The sequence below is a fragment of the Pectobacterium jejuense genome (assembly GCF_026800125.1).
Lineage (GTDB): Bacteria > Pseudomonadota > Gammaproteobacteria > Enterobacterales > Enterobacteriaceae > Pectobacterium > Pectobacterium jejuense.
Map to the genome: position 1 here is coordinate 277,012 of NZ_JAPQKX010000005.1, position 19,345 is coordinate 296,356.

The window sequence follows — 19,345 nt, forward strand, 5'->3', positions numbered from 1 at the left end:
AAGCCCGGTTAACGTAAAGTTTACAGAGATGGGGCCGATACCAAAATGATGGCTGGCGAGAATTTTCGCCAACATCATGCAACCTCGGCGGAAAGGCGCGCTTCCTTTCCATACCGGACATCAATCCAACTCAGTATTAAGGAGAGTGAAATGGATGTATCGCAGATTGCATCACTCGCGACCGACCTCAGCAACATGCGTACCAGCAGTGAGGCCAGCGCGCTTGTGCTGAAAAAAGCGCTCGATAGCCAAGAGGCTGTCGTTTCCGGCATTTTGCAAGCATTGCCACCTCTGCCAGCAAATCCGGCGATTGGGCGTAACGTCAATACCACGGCGTAATTCCTTGCACCACACAACCCGCTTATTCGTTTTTGTTTGAGCGGGTTTTTAGTGGTTCTCTCAGCACCTTATTCTCCCCCCTCTCTTCACGCTCCCTTCCTCCCCTTATACCGAACGTGCGAAAACCGGATCGGTCATCATCTTTTTCACTGCGGCAGATTGACCTTGTCTATCGCTTGTGCCTAAATAAACAACAGCGAATGTTCGCTTTCACAGAGGATTAACTGGTAATGTCCACGCTTACCCATAAACGACGATTATCGATACGCCCGCGACGAAGTGGCTCTCGGATCGCCCGTGCCGTTTTACTCATCAGTTTCATTATTCTTTTAGGCCGCTTTGCCTACTCCACCATCACCGCGTTTGGTCATCATCAAGACAAACAGCAGCAGCGTGCTGAACAATTACTGCTTCCTTCGAACGTACTCGCCAATCAGAAAGAATAGCGCTTAACCAACCCGTTCCTTATATTCTCTTTTTCTTCATCAGGCATACTGCCTTCGTATTCCCGTGCCCGCTATTTACGCCCGTACCCGTTGCCTATTCAGACGAGAACGTCTGTCATAAAAAAACGTTGCGTAGCAACGGCCCGAAGGGTGACGGACGAGGATATCCGTCATAAAAAAACGGCAGTGCGAATCTTCGCAACCACCGTTTTTATCAATCAATTGTGTTCATTAATCATGAACTTGCTTCAAGCCGGACTTAGACTACAGTCAGGGTCACATCGATGTTGCCGCGCGTTGCATTGGAGTATGGGCAAACGATGTGGGCTTTCTCTACCAGATCTTCAGCCACGGCGCGATCCAGACCCGGCAGAGAAATTTTCAGTTCAACTTCAATACCAAATCCTGTCGGGATAGCACCGATACCTACGCTACCGTTTACCGTGGTATCAGCAGGGACAGCGATTTTGTCACGCGCACCGACAAATTTCATCGCGCCAAGGAAACAGGCAGAATAGCCTGCGGCAAACAGCTGCTCTGGGTTCGTCCCTTCAGCGCCTGCACCGCCCAGTTCACGTGGGGTCGTCAATTTAATATCAACCGCTTTATCGGAAGACACCGCACGACCATCACGACCACCGGTAGCTTGAGCATGAGCAACGTATAATACTTTTTCAATAGACATAATGTGACTCCAGATAGTTAGGGAATGGCCTAAGGCAGTATAGATGCTGCTCAGGCCTCAATTACATAGCGAAAAATTAAATCGCGAACTACTTATTTACATAAAGAAATTTACATAAAGAAAATCACGTAAAAGCATACTACTTAACAAATATAACGCGGTCTGACAGGCTGCGGATGCACAAGGCAATCGCCAGTATTTTCAAAGATGCCCAATCAGATTCTTACGCAGCGTCTCTAAATCTTTTTTGATCGTCTGTAGCTGGTCAAGGTGGCATTCCGTCGCGCAAAATACGCTTTCAGGAATCGCTTTCGCCTGCTGCTGAAGTGCTCGTCCTGCTTCGGTTAAGCCAACCAGCACCTGACGCTCATCTTCTGTTCCCCGGTTACGCACAACTAAACCTGCGCTTTGTAACCGCTTGAGCAACGGTGTTAGCGTAGCAGAATCGAGATACAGACGCTCGCCCAGTTCAGACACCGTCAAACCATCACGCTCCCACAACACCAGCATCACCAGATATTGGGGATAGGTCAGATTCAGCTCAGACAGTAAACGACGATACAGTTTATTCATCGCCAGATTGGCTGAATACAGTGCAAAGCACAGCTGTCCATCCAGTTTGTAAGCGTTGTCGTTCATCGTCTCTGCCATCGGTATCGGTTACGTTTCTGGCATTGACTATATATTGCCAAAAACTAAGTAGCAAGCGATTTAATAATTCGTTAGATAAAATTCCTCATAAAAAAACACGTCTGGGCACTATCGCACATCTTTCAGACTGCGATTCGCCAGTAATCCTATTCTTAATCTACTGATTTTGCGCTACGTTTAATAAAACACGGATAAAAAACAGATCGAGCATAAAACATTATGTCGAGTGTAAAAAAACTTACCGACCTCCGTCGCCGCATCTCCCTTCTGCTGTTGGAAAACAAAGAACTGGTTGAAGACATTATCAACCGGCAACCGCGCGTTACGGAACACGATGACGCCGCGTTGGGCGACAATGCTAAATTAAATAATAAAATCAGGCTGCGTGAAAAAAGCCTCCTGCTCGATCAAACCGCAGAAATCAGCGAACTCATCATCGGGCTGCATGCCGCTGACCTTGCCGACCTGCTGGAATCTTTACCGCAGGATGAACGGCTGGCGCTCTGGCGACTGATCCCCATAAAGAAGCGTGGCCGCGTGTTGATTGAGGCTTCTGACAGCATTTCTGACGATCTGATCGGCGATATGCAGGACAAGGAAATCCTGAGAACGGTTAGGATTCTGGATGTTGATGAGCAGGCTCAACTGTCTCGCCTCGTACCCCGCCACCTGCTGGGCAGAATACTAACCTCGCTTGAGCCGAAGCAGCGCGCGCAGCTACGCGCCGCCATCAATTATGATGAAGACTGCCTCGGCCACATGATGGATTTCAAACTCATCACCGTGCGCGCCGATGTTACGCTCGCGACCGTACAGCGCTATCTGCGTTACCGTAAAACCATCCCCAATTCCACCGACAAACTGTTTGTCACCGATCGCAAAAATACGCTGATCGGCGAGCTGTCGTTGGCCAGCATTCTGCTCCATTCACCTCAGGCTTTGGTGAATGACGTCATGGACGATCAGCCGTTGAGGTTCCAGCCTGAAGATAAAGTCGAAGAAGCCGCAGGGGCGTTTGAGCGTTACGATTTAATTTCCACCGCAGTGGTCGATAGCAAAGGGAAACTCATGGGACGCCTGACGATTGAGGATATCCTCGACGTCGTGAACCGAGAAAGCGACAGCAGTCTGCGACGTTCAGGAGGGTTAACGCCTTCTGAAGATGTCTACGCGCCCGTGTATAAATCGTTCCGCAATCGCTGGGCCTGGCTGGCCATCAATCTTTGTACCGCGCTCATTGCCTCGCGGGTCATCGGCCTGTTTGAGAACACGTTATCTCACTTGGTGGCGCTGGCGACGCTCATGCCGATTGTCGCCGGGATTGGCGGGAATACCGGCAATCAGACGATCACCATGATCGTGCGAGCACTGGCGTTGCATCAGCTGGAGCACGGCAAAAAGTCGTACCTGCTGCTTAAGGAATTAGGCGTTGCGCTGGTCAACGGGGTGATATGGGGCACGATTATGGGCGTGGTGACTTTCCTGCTCTATGGTAATGCCGCGATGGGTGGCGTGATGATGCTAGCGATTCTGCTAAACCTGCTGCTCGCCGCGCTGATGGGTGTCGCTATCCCGTTAGTCATGATGAAACTCGGTCGCGATCCAGCCATCGGCTCCAGCGTAATGATTACGGCGATCACAGATACCGGCGGCTTCTTTATCTTCCTCGGGCTGGCAACGCTGTTCCTGCTGCCTTAAACATATGCAATGTAAAACACATGAAATGTAAAAAGGGCTTTAATCAAAGCCCTTTTCGCTCACCTTTTCCAGCCTGAACTTAACTCACACGACCTGCACCACCGGATGCCTGACACAGATAGATGGACGGCTGAAGACCGGTGCGCGCCGGATATTCACGCTCAATCACCTGTTTGACTTCATCCGTCAGCGCCGAAGGGATAAGGGCGACAATACAGCCACCGAAACCGCCGCCAGTCATACGCACACCGCCCCGCTCACCGACATACTCCTGAATCAGATCCACCAGCGCATCGATCGGCGGCACGGTAATTTCAAAATCGTCGCGCATGGAGACATGCGATTCTGCCATCAGAGTAAACAAACTGTGTGCATCCTGACGCGCCAGCGCATCGGCCGCTTCCAGCGTACGGCGGTTCTCGGTAATAACGTGTCGCGCACGGCGTACCGCGACCGGATCCAGCCCCTCGATTCCCGCTTCAAACTGTGCCAGTGAAACATCACGCAGCGCCTTGACGTTAAAGTGACGCGCCGCCGATTCACACTGCTGGCGACGCGTGTTGTATTCGCTGTCGACCAACCCACGGCGCACATTAGAATTCACGATCAGGACGTCAACGCCGTCGAGCATACGCACAGAGCGCCCTTCCAGAGAGCGGCAGTCGATCAACAGCGCCTGACCAACACGTCCTTGAGCGGAAATAAACTGATCCATAATGCCGCAGCTACAGCCGACAAAATCGTTTTCCGCCTGCTGGCCGTTCAACGCCACATCCAACTGGCTGATATCCAGATTATTCAGCTCTTTGAACGTCTGCCCGATAGCCACTTCTAGCGAGGCCGATGAACTTAGCCCTGCGCCAGAAGGCACATTACCGGAAACAACCATATCCATACCGGTGAGCGGCAGGCCACGCGCCTGCAAAAACTTCACCGTTCCACGGATATAGTTCGCCCAGGTGTAATCTGGGTGAGGCACGATCTCTTTGGCGAGATCGAATTCATCCTGCTGGTTGTCAAAGTCCACCGCGACCACCCGCACGATACCATCCTGACGTACCGCTGCGCTGACCACCGTCTGGTAATCAATAGCACAAGGCAAGACAAAGCCATCGTTATAGTCGGTGTGCTCACCAATCAGGTTGACCCGCCCGGGAGCCTGGATAGCCGCGTGCGGCGCATAGCCAAATAATCGGACAAAAACAGACTCGGTTAACTGACGTAGAGAATCAATACGGCTCATAAAATGACCTCAAATTTGCTCACGAAAATGGATATCACTCACGCTGCGTAAACGTTCAGCGGCCTGCTCTGCCGTCAGATCACGCTGTGCCTCAGCCAGCATTTCATAGCCGACCATAAATTTGCGCACGCTGGCGGAACGTAATAACGGGGGATAAAAATGGGCATGCAGCTGCCAGTGTGCGATGTCATCGCCCTTGAACGGCGCACCATGCCATCCCATCGAATAGGGGAATGAACACTGGAATAGATTGTCGTAACGGCTGGTCAGTTTTTTCAGGATCAGCGCCAGATCGTCACGCTGAACGTCATTTAACTGCGGCAGTCGCTGTACGGCGAACTTGGGCAGGACCAGCGTTTCAAACGGCCACGACGCCCAGTAAGGGACAACCGCTAACCAGTGCTCCGTTTCCACCACGATGCGCGAGCCGTCAGCCTGCTCGCGGCGAACGTAGTCCAGCAGTAGCGGCGAACCGTGGCGGGAGAAATAATCGCGTTGCTGCTCATCCTCACGCTGTACTTCGTTTGGTAGGAAATCGTTAGCCCAAACCTGCCCGTGCGGGTGGGGATTGGAGCACCCCATCATCGTCCCTTTATTCTCAAAAACCTGAACCCACGGATACCGCTGGCCCAGTTCCTCGGTCTGATCGCTCCATGTATCGATCACCGCTTTCAGCGCTGGCAGCGAAAGCTGCGGCAAACTTTTGCTGTGATCGGGAGAAAAACAGATGACACGGCTGACACCACGGGCTTGCTGCACGCGGAAAAGCTCGTCGTCGCCCGACGGTGCATCCGGCGTGTCCTCCATCAGTGCCGAAAAATCATTCGTAAAAACAAAGGTGCCCTGATAGTGCGGGTTGATATCTCCAGTAATGCGTTTATTGCCCGCGCACAGATAACAGGTCGGATCGTAAGGCGGCGGCGTGGCGCGATCCGGTTCATCCTGCTGCCCTTGCCAGGGGCGCTTGGCGCGATGCGGAGAAACCAGAATCCATTCGCCTTTCAGCGGGTTAAAACGGCGATGCGGATGTTCAGTCGGCTCAAACTGCATAAGCTATTCCTCAATACAAAACACAAATTCGGTACAACCGCGGCACCATCCGCAGCCAATTGTATGGCGCTAACAGTCCGTCAGAGATCTCGGAGAGGCATCAGGTCAGTCTGTAAACTCAGCCAGAAAAACCCCTTAATGTAATCAGTTTCACTATATGGCATGGATAAAACAGCTGTAATAATGCTGAATAATGATAGTCAGCTATCGTTTAACCACCATGTAAGTGTAATCGGTTACCCTAAATTTAAACCTCGGAATGGTATTTTGGAAGAGAGAAATGACCGATGATTGTTGATAGCGATCACATAAGTACGGTCTGGATCAAAAAGGAAAGGTGGTCGGATAGGTAACATCCCCCAAAAACCTGTACATTTATAAATATAAGTAATCGATTTTTTCTTTTAACGTGTGCGTTAGGCTGCGGTCCGCCTCACCACGCATTTGACCGCTCAGGAATGCCAATGGCCACAATAAAGGATGTTGCTCGTCTATCAGGTGTATCAGTCGCTACGGTTTCGCGCGTGATTAATAACTCGCCCAAAGCCAGTACCGCCTCAAGGGAAGCCGTACACAAGGCCATGGCGGAGCTGCAATATCATCCGAACGCCAATGCCAGAGCGCTCGCGCACCAAAGTGCAGAGACCATGGGGCTGGTTGTCGCGGATGTATCCGATCCCTTTTTCGGGACGATGGTGAAATCTGTTGAACAAATTGCCCAGGCAACTGGCAATTTTCTGCTAATTGGTAACGGCTATCACAATGCCGAGCAGGAAAAGAAAGCCATTGAGCAGCTAATTCGCCACCGCTGCGCGGGGCTGATCGTGCATGCAAAAATGCTTTCAGATGAGGAACTGGCGGCGCTAATGAGCCACATTCCTGACATGGTACTCATTAACCGCACGTTACCCGGCTATGAAAACCGCTGCGTTGCACTCGACGATCGCTATGGCTCCTGGTTGGCAACGCGTCATTTAATTCAGGAAGGACATCAGCGGATCGGTTTTCTCTGTTCTAATCACCAAATTTCCGACTCCGCCGACCGCTTGCAAGGCTATGTGGATGCGCTGCAAGAGCACGGCATCGCACGGGATGAACGCCTCATTGCCCGTGCCTCACCGGACGAAGTGGGCGGTGAATCCGCCATGATGGAACTGCTGAGTCGGGGCGGCAACATGACGGCTGTGGTGTGTTACAACGATTCCATGGCCGCAGGTGCCCTTTCTGTCCTGAGCGATAACAGCATCAGCGTACCGCAGGACATGTCCGTGGTCGGGTTTGATGACGTATTGATTGCCCGCTACCTTCGTCCTCGTCTGACGACCGTGCACTATCCGGTTTCCGCGATGGCAATTCAGGCGGCAGAATTAGCCATCGCGTTATCCCACGGTAAACAGCTCAGTGAAACCACGAACATGTTTAGCCCGACGCTGGTACGCCGCCATTCTGTCAGTCCCCCAGCCCGTAAGAAATAGCTGCCTTTATCATTCAGCTTGCCCGATGCGTTGCTCCTTCGCATCAGGCAAGCACGACATCATTGCCTTTCTGCACTTACACACCCTGTTCTTTATTTCTCTTCCGCTGACACGCTTTCACTATTTTTCTGAAATGTTTCCTACTCGGCATCGCATCACTCCTTTTATGTAACGTCGCCGACTCTGTCATAAAAAATTTTTATGCTGCATTTTAGGCACGCAGACAAGATGTGTAACCATTTACACACCATTACACAGCAAATAACACCAAGACAGTGCTGATAAATAATCAAAAAACCATCTGTAACATCGTTAAATCAGTGTAAATAGTGGTGTAACTCTTTTGTATTTTGTGAGAACAATCATGTCACGCGCCATTTTATTCCCCCATAATCCTTCGCCATGATTGGAAACGTTTTACCTCCGTTCACGTCATGTTATTTGGAACATCCACATTCTTACCCGAATAAGCGAAAGGTATATTATGAAAAGAAAACTGCTGACAACATCCATTGCGCTGAGTTTGGCAATGCTGGCAACCCCTTCTTATTCTGTTGATTTTTCAGGGTACTTCCGTTCTGGCGTGGGGGCTTCAAACCACGGAAAACAACAGGCAGCCGATAAAAGCTATGTAGGAAGATTAGGTAACGAAGATGACACCTACGGCGAAATCCAATTAGGGCAGCAGCTGTATAACGAAAATGGGAAAACGTTTTACTTCGATAGCATGATTTCCATGTTCTCCAACGGCTCGAACGATAATGAAACGACAAAAAATGACGATGCCGAGTTTGGTTTGCGCCAGTTGAATCTTCAGGCAAAAGGCTTTGTTCCTGGGCTGCCAGATGCCACGGTATGGGCGGGGAAACGCTACTATCAGCGTCATGATTTGCACATCATCGATACCAAATACTGGAATATCTCCGGTGCGGGTGCCGGGATCGAAAACGTCAAAGCGGGCGAAGGCGCGTTCTCTTTTGCCTGGATCCGTGCCGATGCTGAAAACATGAACGTCGACTGTAGCAACAGCATTAACAGTCAGGAATGTCAAAGCAGAACAGATACCTACGACGATCTGAATATCAACTATCTGGACGCACGCTATGCGGGATGGAAGCCGTGGGATGGTGCATGGACGGAGTTCGGTATCTCCTACGCGATGCCAAATGAAGCGGACACGCAGAAAAATATCTTCCTCGCGGAAGGGCAAAAATTCGATCCTAAAAACTCGATGATGATCACCGGCGAACTCAGCCAATACTTCTCTGGCCTCAAATCCAACCAGAAACTGGTGCTGCAATATGCCGACAAGGGACTGGCACACAACATGGTCGATCAGGGCGGCGGCTGGTATGACGTCTGGAGCATTAACGACAGTGCCAAAGGCTACCGCATCATTCAGGCCGGTGATCTGCCGATCACGGATAATATTTCACTTAGCCATGTTCTGACCTACGGTAAAGCGGATGAAATCAGCCGCTGGCGCGACAGCACAGAGTTATTGTCTGCGGTAGGCCGTGGCCAATATGCCTGGACCAAGAACCAGAAAACCTATCTGGAAGCTGGCGCATACCAGAAAAAAGACAGCTGGAAAGCGGGTACAGAAACCAAATACAGCGGTGAGAAATACACGCTGGCACACGCCTTCAGTGCCGATATTCCTATGCTGACACGCCCGGAACTGCGTTTCTTCGTGTCTTACCAAAACCGTGGAAATGAAAACCGCAACACCTTCAACGACGCTCGCAGCAATGCAGTGAACTTCGGTATTCAGGCAGAAGCCTGGTGGTAATACCGCACTAACCCTCAGCTCGACGGGCCCATCATTCCCGTCGGGTATTTCCCAAAAGGCCTTCTACCGAAGGCCTTTTTCTATTGCGGATAACACCCGCTATCAAATTTTCACTGTTTCTTATGTTGGCGTAAAAAATCGCGCTGAGGTGTACATGATCGCCGGATGAGCGGCATGGACGCCGCGAAAGCCTGCGCCGCGTCGGACAAAAACGTCGAGACGTTTTTGAACAGCACTTGTGCTGGCCCGAAGGGCGAGCCCCATTTATGGGGCGAGTAAACGCGTCGCAGACGGTCCGAATTGCGAGCATGAACACCGAAGGCACCGCGCAGCGGCGCGAATCACGCCGAAAAGCCAGTGGTCAAGGCGCTGCGGCGATTAAGCGCGCCTTGTCGGGCGTGTGACAATGTCGCAGAAAAATAAGGTGCCTAACACGCACGAAACGTTTACACCGCACCAGTATAAAGAAAAACAGTTTCTACAATAGGCCGTAGACAGCGGAAGCAAAGCCAGCGCCCGCGAAGGGCGCTGTTTATGTTTAGAAGGGATTTTAGCTATTTAGATTCGGCGATACCGTCGCTTACTACGCGCTGATACGCAGGCCATCGGCGTTAAACACCAGACAGTTATTGGGCGAGAAGAACACCTCAATGTGTTCATACGGTTTGAAGGCGCTGTCGCCCGCCAGCAGAAGCTTGAAGTTATCGATGCCGCAGCATTGGCCGAACAGGTAGGTGCTGTTACCTAAACGTTCGACAACCTCGCAGCCGAATGACAGGCGAATCCCCTCACCTTCCGGTGACACGTGTTCCGGCCGCAGCCCCAGCGTGACCGTGCTGCCAACGCTCAGTTCACCGGTGCGGATCGGCAGCTCAAGCTGTAGCTGCTCGGCGATATTCACCGTCAGGCTATCCGGCGTCCAATCGATAACCTGCGCAGGCAGGAAATTCATTTTTGGCGAGCCGATAAAGCCCGCGACAAACTGATTAACCGGATGATAATAAAGCTCCATCGGCGATCCTACCTGCTCGACTTTACCGTAATTCATAACCACGATTTTATCGGCCAGCGTCATGGCTTCGACCTGATCGTGCGTCACGTAGATCATCGTCGTTTTCAATTCCTGATGCAGCTTGGCGATGTGCAACCGCATATCCACGCGCAGTTCCGCATCCAGATTCGACAGCGGTTCATCAAACAGGAACACTTTCGGGTTACGCACGATGGCGCGCCCTATCGCCACACGCTGGCGCTGGCCACCGGATAACTCTTTCGGCTTGCGCTCCAGCAGGTGAGACAGTTGCAGCGTCTTCGCCACCATCTCGATCTGGTGCTTAATCTGGTCTTTCGGGACACCATTCACGCGTAGACCGTAGCCCATATTCTCAGCGACGGTCATGTGCGGGTACAGTGCATAAGACTGGAACACCATCGCCACGCCACGGTGAGCAGGGGCAACATCATTCACCACCGCCTCATCAATCATGATTTCACCGCCTGTGACATCTTCCAGCCCGGCAATCATTCTCAGCAACGTCGACTTACCACAGCCAGACGGCCCAACAAAAACGGCGAACTCGCCATCCGCAATCGTCAGATTCACATCGTGAAGCGTAATCGTTTTGCCAAAATGCTTACTCACTCTATCCAACTGGATCGACGCCATAACGGTAACCTCTTGATAATTTTGCTTTTCAGGATATAAGCGCTGAGTCACAACGGCCCTGTGGTCGTCTACTCAAAATGGCTCGGTAGCCCTTCCAGACGCATTAGCATCCGGCCAGGTTTACCTGCACGCTGGTCATAATTGCAATATAACAGCATGGTGTAACCGTTTGCACAAACAGGGGGTTACTTTTGTGCATAAGATCACAGCCTTTACATGTTTCGCTGGCAGACGTGGCGCACTCTGCTTAATGTAATCGCCATTGGTGTAACCGTTATCCTAGTTTGTGGAAAACGCGTAATAAAGCGTCAAGCACCACACAGCGACGATCGCCAAACAACGTGTACTGTTAGATGCCTCATTCCCTGCGGTGTACTGCCGTGTGATGTAACGTTACACAGCATCGCACAGAGACAGCAAAAACGGCGAAAGCGGAAAGTACGCGACGATTTCCTACCATGATGGGCCCACCAGGGCTTTGAGGACTAATGATGAAAATGAAAACACTGACCACCGTCATTATGATTTCACTGGGTATCACCGGTGTACTCAGCAAATCAGCGCTGGCAGCCGACAAAGAACTTCTGGTATGGGAAGATATCAAGAAATCCGACGGCATCGCCGACGCGATCAAAGCCTTTGAAAAACAGAATAATGTCAAAATCAAAGTGCTGGAAACACCCTACGCGCAGCAGATTGAGAAACTCCGTCTGGATGGCCCAGCAGGAATCGGCCCGGATGTGATCGTGATGCCACACGATCAGGTCGGGACTGCCGTGGTTCAGGGATTGATTAGCGAGCTGAAGCTGGATCAGACATTCCTGTCGAGTTTCACCAAACCGGCACTGGAAGCACAAACCTATAACGGTAAGCTGTATGGCGTGCCGAAAGCCGTTGAAACCACCGTGCTGGTGTACAACAAAGATCTGATGCCACAGCCGCCGGAAAAATTCGACGACCTGTTCACCTTCTCCAAACAGCAACGTGCAGAAGGCCGTTACGGCCTGCTGGCGAAATTTGACGAAATTTATTACGCCTATGGCGTCATCGCCGGGATGGGTGGCTACATTTTCGGGCAGAACAGCAACGGTTCACCGAACGTAAAAGACATCGGTCTGGATAAACAAGCCACCATCGATGCCGTCAACTACATCAAGAAATTCTACGCCGATGGCCTGTTCCCACCGGGCATCGTCGGTGAAACCGGCGCTAACGCGATCGATTCCCTGTTTACCGAGAAAAAGGCCGCTGCCGTCATCACCGGCCCGTGGGCATTCCAGCCGTACAAAAATGCCGGCGTAAACTATGGCGTCGCGCCACTGCCGCTGCTGCCAAACGGTGAGCATCCACGTTCGTTGCTGGGTGTGAAAGGCTACAGCATCTCCACCTACTCCAAAAACAAAGAGCTGGCGCAGAAATTCATTGAGTTCATCAATCAGCCTGAGTACGCCAAAGTTCGCTTCCAGTTAACCGGTGAAATCCCACCGATTGCTGCGCTGGTTGACGATCCACTGATTAAGGACGACGAAAAATCTCGTGCTGTCGCAATCCAATCTGGCTATGCCGTTCCTATGCCGAGCGTACCGGAAATGCAGGAAGTCTGGACACCCGCGAACAGCGCGCTGCAGCTGAGCGTGACCGGTAAGCAGGACACCAAAGCGGCGCTGGAATCTGCCGTGAAGATTATCAAAATGCAGATCGAAGCTAACCACAGTAACCAGTAATCCCCCGCACCACAGTGGGTCAACATGGGATCCCTTGTCATCCCCAATCGATTTCGGGATGTGGGGGAGCCCCATGTTTTTAAGAGAATGGAGGTAGATGTGACCGTCAACGCCAGCGGCCTTACGCCACAAGAAAGAGGATGTCGCCACGCCAGAACGGCTGTATTGCTGGCGCTCATCCCCGGACTCGGACAGATTTATAATCGCCAGTTCGTCAAAGGCGCGCTTTTCTTTATCGTCATGGCCTGCTTCATCGGCATATTCCATGATTTCCTGCGAAACGGTGCCTGGGGGCTCATCACACTGGGCACCGAGCTGCCGCGCGATCACTCTATTTTTCTGCTGGCAAAAGGCATTATCAGCGTGATCGTCGCCGCTTTTGGCGTCGGCGTTTACTATCTCAGCCTGCGCGATGCTTACGTGTGCGGCGCCAGACGCGATAAAGGCCTGCCGTTGAACAGCGTGAAGAAGCAATATCAGATGCTGCTAAGCGAAGGCTTCCCTTATCTGATGATCACGCCCGGCTTCATCCTGCTGGTCTTTGTCGTGGTTTTCCCGATTATTTTCGGCTTTTCCATCGCCTTTACCAATTACAACCTCTACCACACGCCGCCCGCTAAACTGGTCGACTGGGTGGGGATGACGAACTTTATCAACATCTTCCGGCTCGATCTCTGGCGTTCGACGTTCTTTGACGTGCTGCAATGGACGGTGATTTGGACGCTGATTGCGACCACACTCCAGTGCGCCGTCGGCATCCTGCTGGCGATTTTGGTGAACCAGAAAGGCCTGCGTTTCAAACCACTGATCCGCACCATTCTGATTCTGCCGTGGGCGGTGCCGGGTTTCGTTACCATTCTGGTTTTCGCGGGGATGTTTAACGAAACGTTTGGCGTGATTAATAACGGCATTCTGGCCGCATTAGGGATTGAGCCAAAAGCGTGGATGACCGATCCGTTCTGGACCAAGACCGCGCTGATTCTGATGCAAACCTGGTTAGGCTTCCCGTTTGTGTTCGCTATGACCACCGGCGTATTGCAGGCGATTCCTGATGACTTGTACGAAGCCGCAACGATTGACGGCGCCAGCAGTTGGTACAAGCTGACCACCATCACGCTGCCGCTGGTGCTCTACTCTATTGCGCCGATCATCATCACGCAGTACACGTTCAACTTTAATAATTTCAACATCATCTATCTGTTCAACAACGGTGGACCGGCGGTGATCGGCTCCAACGCGGGCGGGACGGATATTCTGGTGTCCTGGATTTATAAGCTGACCATGTCTTCTTCCCAATATGCGATCGCGGCCAGCATCACCATTCTGCTGTCGATTTTTGTCGTGGGCGTCGCGCTGTGGCAGTTCCGCGCAACCAATTCCTTCAAACAAGACAACATGGCATAGGAAAGCGCGCAGATGAAAAAACACAGCGTTAAACGCCAGAATTTTATCAAACTCGGCCTGACCTACCTGCTGCTGTCGATCGTGGCGGTCATCATTATTTATCCGCTGATCTGGACGGTAGGCGCGTCGTTGAATCCCGGCAACAGCCTGCTCAACACCTCGATCATCCCAGATAACTTCTCCTTCATTCACTACGAGGAGCTGTTCAACGGTCAGATTGACTACGCCGCGTGGTACTGGAACTCGATGAAGATCAGCTTCCTGACCATGATTCTGACGCTCATCAGCGTCAGTTTCACCGCGTATTCCTTCTCTCGCTTCCGCTTTCGCGGCCGCCAGAACGGGCTGATGCTGTTTCTGCTGTTGCAGATGATTCCACAGTTCTCCGCCCTGATCGCCATCTTCGTACTGGCGCAGATGCTGGGACTGGTGAACAGCCATATTGCATTGGTGCTGGTTTACGTCGGCGGCATGATCCCGATGAATACCTATCTGATGAAAGGCTATCTGGATGCCATTCCGAAAGATCTGGATGAGTCCGCGCGTATGGATGGCGCGGGTAACTTCCGCATCTTTATCGAGATCATTATGCCGCTGTCCAAGCCGATCATCGCGGTGATCGCCCTGTTCTCGTTTACCGGTCCGCTGGGTGATTTCATTCTCTCCAGCACCATACTGCGCACGCCGGATCAGTACACGCTGCCCATCGGGCTGTACAACCTGGTCTCGCAGAAGATGGGCGCCAGTTACACCACCTACGCCGCAGGTGCCGTGCTGATCGCGGTGCCGGTCGCCATTCTTTATCTTTCATTGCAAAAGTACTTTGTCTCCGGCCTGACCTCAGGCGGAACCAAAGGGTAATTACTCAACATCTGTACAAATTCCAGGAACGTAAAATGAAAATGAAAAAACGCGTACTGATGGCCGCCATGTTCGCCACTGGCCTGCTGACTGTCTCCCTGCCGCAAACCCTGTATGCCGCAGAGAATGTGACGATCAACAAATTGACGAACGTCCCTGCCGACTTCATCAAAGGCGCGGATATTTCCATGCTGAACGAGGTGGAAAAGCACGGCGGAAAATTTTATGACGAGCACGGCAAGCAGAAAGACGCCATGCTGATCCTGAAAGAAAACGGCATTAACTATATCCGTCTGCGCATCTGGAACGATCCGAAAGATGCGGCGGGCAATGGTTACGGCGGCGGTAACAACGATCTGGCGACCACGCTGGCGCTGGCTAAACGCGCCAAAACGAACGGTATGAAAGTGCTGCTGGATTTCCACTACAGCGATTTCTGGACCGATCCGGCCCACCAAAATAAGCCCAAAGCCTGGTCTGGCCTCAACGTCGCGCAGCTCACAACTGCCGTACATGACTATACCAAAGCCACAATTAGCGAATTCCAGAAAGCGGGCGTCATGCCGGATATGGTGCAGATCGGTAACGAACTGAACGGCGGGATGCTGTGGCCGGAAGGAAAAAGCTGGGGTCAGGGTGGTGGCGAATTCGATCGCCTCGCAGCGCTGCTGAAAGCCGGTATTCAGGGCGTGAAGGATGTACAGGGCGCGAATAACGTCAAGATCATGCTGCATCTGGCAGAAGGCACCAAAAACGACACCTTTATCTGGTGGTTCGATGAAATCGTCAAACGTAATGTCCCGTTTGATGTGATTGGTGCCTCGTTCTACACCTACTGGAACGGCCCTATCAGTGCGTTGCAGTACAATATGAACGACGTCACCAAACGCTACAATAAAGACATCATCGTGGTTGAAGCTGCCTATGCCTACACGCTGGAAAACTGCGATAACGCGGAAAACAGCTTCCAGCAAAAAGAGCTGGATGCGGGCGGCTACCCGGCTTCCGTTCAGGGTCAGGCCAATTACCTGCATGACCTGATGCAAAGCGTCATCAACGTCCCCAATCAGCGCGGCAAAGGCGTCTTCTACTGGGAACCAATCTGGCTGCCTATCCCCGGCGCAACCTGGGCCACGAAAGCTGGCATGAAATACAACAACGACGAATGGAAGGAAGGCAACGCGCGGGAAAATCAGGCGCTGTTCGACTGCAAAGGCAACGTCCTGCCTTCCATCAAAGCGTTTAAGTAAGCCGTAAACCGTATTCAAAGCGTGACAATCCGTTTGCTGAACAAGAGCGGCGATAATGGGATAGAAGAGTAAAGCGTTTGCGCCATGGATGGCGCAACTCGAGCGTACAGGGATGTATTCACAGCGTCTTTACGATCTACCCATCATCGCCGTGTAAGCACATTGTCAGCTATCTCGAACACGCAAACCGTATTCAACGCGTTGACAACCCGTTTAGGAGAGAACGATGTTCAAATTCCCCCCATTAAGCAGCAAGGTGCCTGTTTTGCTGCACGGCGCAGACTATAACCCTGACCAATGGCTGGACGATCCCGAGGTTCTGGAAAAAGACATTGAGATGATGAAGCAGACCCAGTGCAACGTCATGTCCGTGGGCATTTTCAGTTGGTCCGGGATTGAGCCAGAAGAAGGCCGCTACGAATTTGGCTGGCTGGACGGCATCCTCGACACGCTGTATGCCAACGGTATCTTCGTTTTTCTGGCAACACCGAGCGGGGCGCGCCCAGCCTGGCTATCACAGAAATACCCCGACGTGTTGCGCGTAGGCAGCAACCGCGTGCGGGCACTGCACGGCGGTCGCCATAACCACTGCCTGAGTTCGCCGAACTATCGCGAGAAAGTGAAACAAATCAACACCCAGCTGGCAAAACGTTACTCGAATCATCCTGCGGTGATCGGCTGGCATATTTCCAACGAATACAGCGGTGAATGCCACTGCGATACCTGCCGCAGCACCTTCCAGAACTGGCTGAAAGCCCGCTACGGCACGATAGACGCGCTGAATAAAGCATGGTGGAGCACCTTCTGGAGCCACACCTACACCGACTGGTCGCAGTTAGAACCCCCATCGCCTATCGGTGAAATGTCGATTCACGGCCTGAATCTGGACTGGAAACGCTTTAACACCTCACAGGTTAGCGATTTCTGTGCCGCCGAAATTGCGCCGCTAAAAGCCGAAAATCCGTCTCTGCCAACCACGACGAACTTCATGGAATACTTCTATGATTACGACTACTGGCAGTTGGCGAAGGTAATCGACTTCATCTCCTGGGACAGCTACCCGCTGTGGCATAACGCGGAAGATGATTGCACGCTGGGTGCCTATACCGCGATGTATCACGACCTGATGCGTACGCTGAAAGGCGGGAAGCCTTTCTACCTGATGGAGTCAACGCCGAGCATGACCAACTGGCAGCCGATCAGCAAACTGAAAAAGCCGGGAATGCATATCCTGTCTTCGCTTCAGGCTGTCGCGCACGGGTCAGACTCCGTACAGTATTTCCAGTGGCGTAAGAGCCGCGGTTCCGTTGAGAAATTCCACGGTGCCGTTGTCGATCATGTCGGACATATCGACACCCGCGTCGGGCGTGAAGTGCAGGAATTGGGTGACATACTCAACAAACTCGCCCCCGTCGCAGGCAGCCGGGTTGATGCCAAAGTCGCCATCATTTTCGACTGGGAAAGCCGCTGGGCGATGGACAACGCCCAAGGGCCGCGTAACGCGGGGTTGTTCTATGAAAAAACCGTCACCGAGCATTATCGTACGTTCTGGGAACAGGGCGTGGCGGTGGATATCATCAACGCCGATGTCGATCTCAGCGGCTATCAGCTCGTCATCGCACCGATGCTTTACATGGTGCGTGATGGCTTTGCCGAACGCGTCGATGCCTTCGTCAAACAGGGCGGCAGCTTCGTCACCACCTACTGGTCTGGCGTCGTCAACGAAACCGATCTGTGCCACCAAAACGGCTTCCCTGGTCCGCTACGTCCTATCATGGGGATCTGGGCGGAAGAAATCGACGGGCTGTACGATCATGAAAGCAACAGCATCAGCGGTCTGGACGGTAACGAGCAACGTCTGGTCGGCCCGTATCAGGTCACCCACCTGTGCGAGCTGATTCATCTCGAAGGCGCGCGGGCGCTGGCGAGCTATGACAGCGATTTCTACGCTGGACGTCCGGCCGTTACGGTCAATGATTACGGTAAAGGTCAGGTCTATTACATCGCGTCGCGCAACGATCTCGCCTTCCAGCGTGATTTCTTCACTACGCTGATACAAACGCTGGATCTACCGCGTGCGCTGCCGACCGATCTGCCTTACGGCATTGTCGCTCATCGTCGCGATGATGGGGAAAGTGAGTTTATCTTCGTACAGAATTACACGGCAACACCGCAGCAGATCACACTGCCTGCCGCCTACGAAGAAATGACCACTGGCAGTACGCTTTCAGGGGTACTCGACCTGTCAGGTTACGGCTGCCGGATCCTACGCCGCGCGTTGCAGTAAGATTCATACTTGTTAGTTAAGCATTACGATACCGGGCGGGCACGGTGCAGAGGTTCCTACGGAACGTCATCACCGTGTTTCGCCTAACAGTAATGTTACGTGAACGGCATTATCATACGCATGCTGATAAACAAACGAAGAGGTGACTACGATGGGCAAGATTCACAATTTTCGGAAATTGTTCGCATCAATGTTGGGTAAGCAAATTACCGAAATTGAAATCGCTTCACCGCTAGACAAAGAAAACTTGCAGCAGTTGGTAACCGCCTTTGGTGGCAAAGAAAATATCGTCAGTCTGGATGCCTGCATCACCCGCCTGCGGGTCGAGGTTCACAGCCTGCGACTGGTCAACAGCGACAGCCTGCAAAAACTGGGCGCTATCGGCGTAATTATTGTCGGCCATCAGGTGCAGGCCATCTTCGGCACCCAGTCGGATAACCTGCGCCGCGAACTGGCCGCCTGGTTTGAGGATGATGGCGCGGAAGCGCGGTAGCAGTTTTAGGTCTGCTTGGCCGCAGTCTTTTTATGCCACGATTGAGGCAGTTTCGTGCGCGATAAATGTTGTGAATGCATGAGTGCCTTGCCGTTATCCGGCGTCAAAAATTATGCAGCGGTGAGCTTGAGCGCCGAGTGAGCGACAGGACGTCGCGAAAACCAGTGCCGCGTCGGGAACGCGTCACTGGTGGCTCGATTAGCGGTCATGAACACCGATGGGACCGCGTCAGCGGCATAATTCCCGCCAAAAGCCGGGGTTCATAGGGGGCTGGCGTAGCC

General features: G+C 52.3%; 16 protein-coding genes. 11 read left to right on the top strand and 5 right to left on the bottom strand.

All coding sequences use genetic code 11. The annotated features are described in order from the left end of the window. Positions 1–150 precede the first annotated feature (150 nt). The gene (locus tag NXT09_RS11665; protein WP_039486430.1) at positions 151–339 is read left to right on the top strand and encodes a YjfB family protein; all 189 of its coding nucleotides are present in this window, start codon (positions 151–153) and stop codon (positions 337–339) included. Positions 340–569: 230 nt separating this feature from the next. Then, positions 570–785, top strand: a complete 216-nt coding sequence (locus NXT09_RS11670; protein ID WP_205550080.1) for a YfgG family protein — start codon at positions 570–572, stop codon at positions 783–785. A gap of 259 nt (positions 786–1,044) precedes the next feature. Here the strand turns inward: NXT09_RS11670 and NXT09_RS11675 are convergent, their stop codons facing one another. Both NXT09_RS11675 and NXT09_RS11680 read right to left on the bottom strand, forming a co-directional pair. Further along, positions 1,045–1,470 (bottom strand): organic hydroperoxide resistance protein, encoded by a 426-nt coding sequence (locus NXT09_RS11675; protein ID WP_268579770.1) that lies wholly within the window; start codon positions 1,468–1,470, stop codon positions 1,045–1,047. Positions 1,471–1,671: 201 nt separating this feature from the next. Next, positions 1,672–2,121 carry a MarR family winged helix-turn-helix transcriptional regulator gene (locus tag NXT09_RS11680; RefSeq protein ID WP_014916149.1) on the bottom strand — a complete coding sequence of 150 codons (450 nt, stop codon included), beginning with the start codon at positions 2,119–2,121 and terminating at the stop codon, positions 1,672–1,674. A 219-nt stretch (positions 2,122–2,340) separates the two neighbouring features. Here NXT09_RS11680 and mgtE point away from each other — a divergent pair, with 219 nt between their 5' ends. Further along, on the top strand, positions 2,341–3,819 hold the full coding sequence (gene mgtE, locus NXT09_RS11685; RefSeq protein ID WP_268579771.1) for a magnesium transporter: 1,479 nt from the start codon (positions 2,341–2,343) through the stop codon (positions 3,817–3,819). Between the two features lie 79 nt (positions 3,820–3,898). On the opposite strand, the gene galK is transcribed toward mgtE, so the two are convergent. Next, entirely contained in the window at positions 3,899–5,062 is a 1,164-nt protein-coding gene (galK, locus tag NXT09_RS11690) for a galactokinase (protein ID WP_268579772.1), read from the bottom strand. 9 nt (positions 5,063–5,071) lie between these two features. Further along, a complete protein-coding gene (galT, locus tag NXT09_RS11695) occupies positions 5,072–6,112 on the bottom strand; it encodes a galactose-1-phosphate uridylyltransferase (protein WP_268579773.1) in 1,041 nt (346 codons plus the stop codon). 464 nt (positions 6,113–6,576) lie between these two features. On the opposite strand from galT, the gene galR reads away from it, so the two are divergent. Together galR and NXT09_RS11705 are read left to right on the top strand one after the other, a co-directional pair. Next, the gene (gene galR / locus NXT09_RS11700; protein WP_039274381.1) at positions 6,577–7,587 is read left to right on the top strand and encodes an HTH-type transcriptional regulator GalR; all 1,011 of its coding nucleotides are present in this window, start codon (positions 6,577–6,579) and stop codon (positions 7,585–7,587) included. Between the two features lie 484 nt (positions 7,588–8,071). Beyond that, positions 8,072–9,379, top strand: a complete 1,308-nt coding sequence (locus NXT09_RS11705) for a maltoporin (protein WP_240583491.1) — start codon at positions 8,072–8,074, stop codon at positions 9,377–9,379. Positions 9,380–9,962: 583 nt separating this feature from the next. Here NXT09_RS11705 and NXT09_RS11710 read toward each other — a convergent pair. Further along, positions 9,963–11,045, bottom strand: a complete 1,083-nt coding sequence (locus tag NXT09_RS11710) for an ABC transporter ATP-binding protein (RefSeq protein ID WP_240583492.1) — start codon at positions 11,043–11,045, stop codon at positions 9,963–9,965. 491 nt (positions 11,046–11,536) lie between these two features. On the opposite strand from NXT09_RS11710, the gene NXT09_RS11715 reads away from it, so the two are divergent. From NXT09_RS11715 to NXT09_RS11740, 6 genes are all read left to right on the top strand, one after another. Then, complete coding sequence (locus NXT09_RS11715) at positions 11,537–12,769, top strand: extracellular solute-binding protein (RefSeq protein ID WP_039284604.1); 1,233 nt, start codon at positions 11,537–11,539, stop codon at positions 12,767–12,769. Between the two features lie 87 nt (positions 12,770–12,856). Beyond that, positions 12,857–14,173, top strand: coding sequence for a sugar ABC transporter permease (locus tag NXT09_RS11720; protein WP_052321838.1), 1,317 nt, complete (start codon positions 12,857–12,859; stop codon positions 14,171–14,173). Between the two features lie 12 nt (positions 14,174–14,185). Next, positions 14,186–15,034, top strand: a complete 849-nt coding sequence (locus tag NXT09_RS11725) for a sugar ABC transporter permease (RefSeq protein ID WP_205550096.1) — start codon at positions 14,186–14,188, stop codon at positions 15,032–15,034. Between the two features lie 35 nt (positions 15,035–15,069). Beyond that, positions 15,070–16,284 carry a glycoside hydrolase family 53 protein gene (locus tag NXT09_RS11730; RefSeq protein ID WP_370690945.1) on the top strand — a complete coding sequence of 405 codons (1,215 nt, stop codon included), beginning with the start codon at positions 15,070–15,072 and terminating at the stop codon, positions 16,282–16,284. Between the two features lie 226 nt (positions 16,285–16,510). Further along, positions 16,511–18,571 (top strand): beta-galactosidase, encoded by a 2,061-nt coding sequence (locus tag NXT09_RS11735; protein WP_268579774.1) that lies wholly within the window; start codon positions 16,511–16,513, stop codon positions 18,569–18,571. A gap of 151 nt (positions 18,572–18,722) precedes the next feature. Next, positions 18,723–19,064 (top strand): glucose PTS transporter subunit EIIB, encoded by a 342-nt coding sequence (locus NXT09_RS11740; protein WP_010301002.1) that lies wholly within the window; start codon positions 18,723–18,725, stop codon positions 19,062–19,064. Positions 19,065–19,345 lie beyond the last annotated feature (281 nt).

What these genes read in the sequence shown, in the direction of transcription:
- NXT09_RS11665 (WP_039486430.1), top strand. Translation starts at nt 151, where the DNA reads ATGGATGTATCGCAGATTGCATCACTCGCGACCGACCTCAGCAACATG.
- NXT09_RS11670 (WP_205550080.1), top strand. Translation starts at nt 570, where the DNA reads ATGTCCACGCTTACCCATAAACGACGATTATCGATACGCCCGCGACGA.
- NXT09_RS11675 (WP_268579770.1), bottom strand. Translation starts at nt 1,470, where the DNA reads ATGTCTATTGAAAAAGTATTATACGTTGCTCATGCTCAAGCTACCGGT.
- NXT09_RS11680 (WP_014916149.1), bottom strand. Translation starts at nt 2,121, where the DNA reads ATGGCAGAGACGATGAACGACAACGCTTACAAACTGGATGGACAGCTG.
- mgtE (WP_268579771.1), top strand. Translation starts at nt 2,341, where the DNA reads ATGTCGAGTGTAAAAAAACTTACCGACCTCCGTCGCCGCATCTCCCTT.
- galK (WP_268579772.1), bottom strand. Translation starts at nt 5,062, where the DNA reads ATGAGCCGTATTGATTCTCTACGTCAGTTAACCGAGTCTGTTTTTGTC.
- galT (WP_268579773.1), bottom strand. Translation starts at nt 6,112, where the DNA reads ATGCAGTTTGAGCCGACTGAACATCCGCATCGCCGTTTTAACCCGCTG.
- galR (WP_039274381.1), top strand. Translation starts at nt 6,577, where the DNA reads ATGGCCACAATAAAGGATGTTGCTCGTCTATCAGGTGTATCAGTCGCT.
- NXT09_RS11705 (WP_240583491.1), top strand. Translation starts at nt 8,072, where the DNA reads ATGAAAAGAAAACTGCTGACAACATCCATTGCGCTGAGTTTGGCAATG.
- NXT09_RS11710 (WP_240583492.1), bottom strand. Translation starts at nt 11,045, where the DNA reads ATGGCGTCGATCCAGTTGGATAGAGTGAGTAAGCATTTTGGCAAAACG.
- NXT09_RS11715 (WP_039284604.1), top strand. Translation starts at nt 11,537, where the DNA reads ATGAAAATGAAAACACTGACCACCGTCATTATGATTTCACTGGGTATC.
- NXT09_RS11720 (WP_052321838.1), top strand. Translation starts at nt 12,857, where the DNA reads ATGGAGGTAGATGTGACCGTCAACGCCAGCGGCCTTACGCCACAAGAA.
- NXT09_RS11725 (WP_205550096.1), top strand. Translation starts at nt 14,186, where the DNA reads ATGAAAAAACACAGCGTTAAACGCCAGAATTTTATCAAACTCGGCCTG.
- NXT09_RS11730 (WP_370690945.1), top strand. Translation starts at nt 15,070, where the DNA reads ATGAAAATGAAAAAACGCGTACTGATGGCCGCCATGTTCGCCACTGGC.
- NXT09_RS11735 (WP_268579774.1), top strand. Translation starts at nt 16,511, where the DNA reads ATGTTCAAATTCCCCCCATTAAGCAGCAAGGTGCCTGTTTTGCTGCAC.
- NXT09_RS11740 (WP_010301002.1), top strand. Translation starts at nt 18,723, where the DNA reads ATGGGCAAGATTCACAATTTTCGGAAATTGTTCGCATCAATGTTGGGT.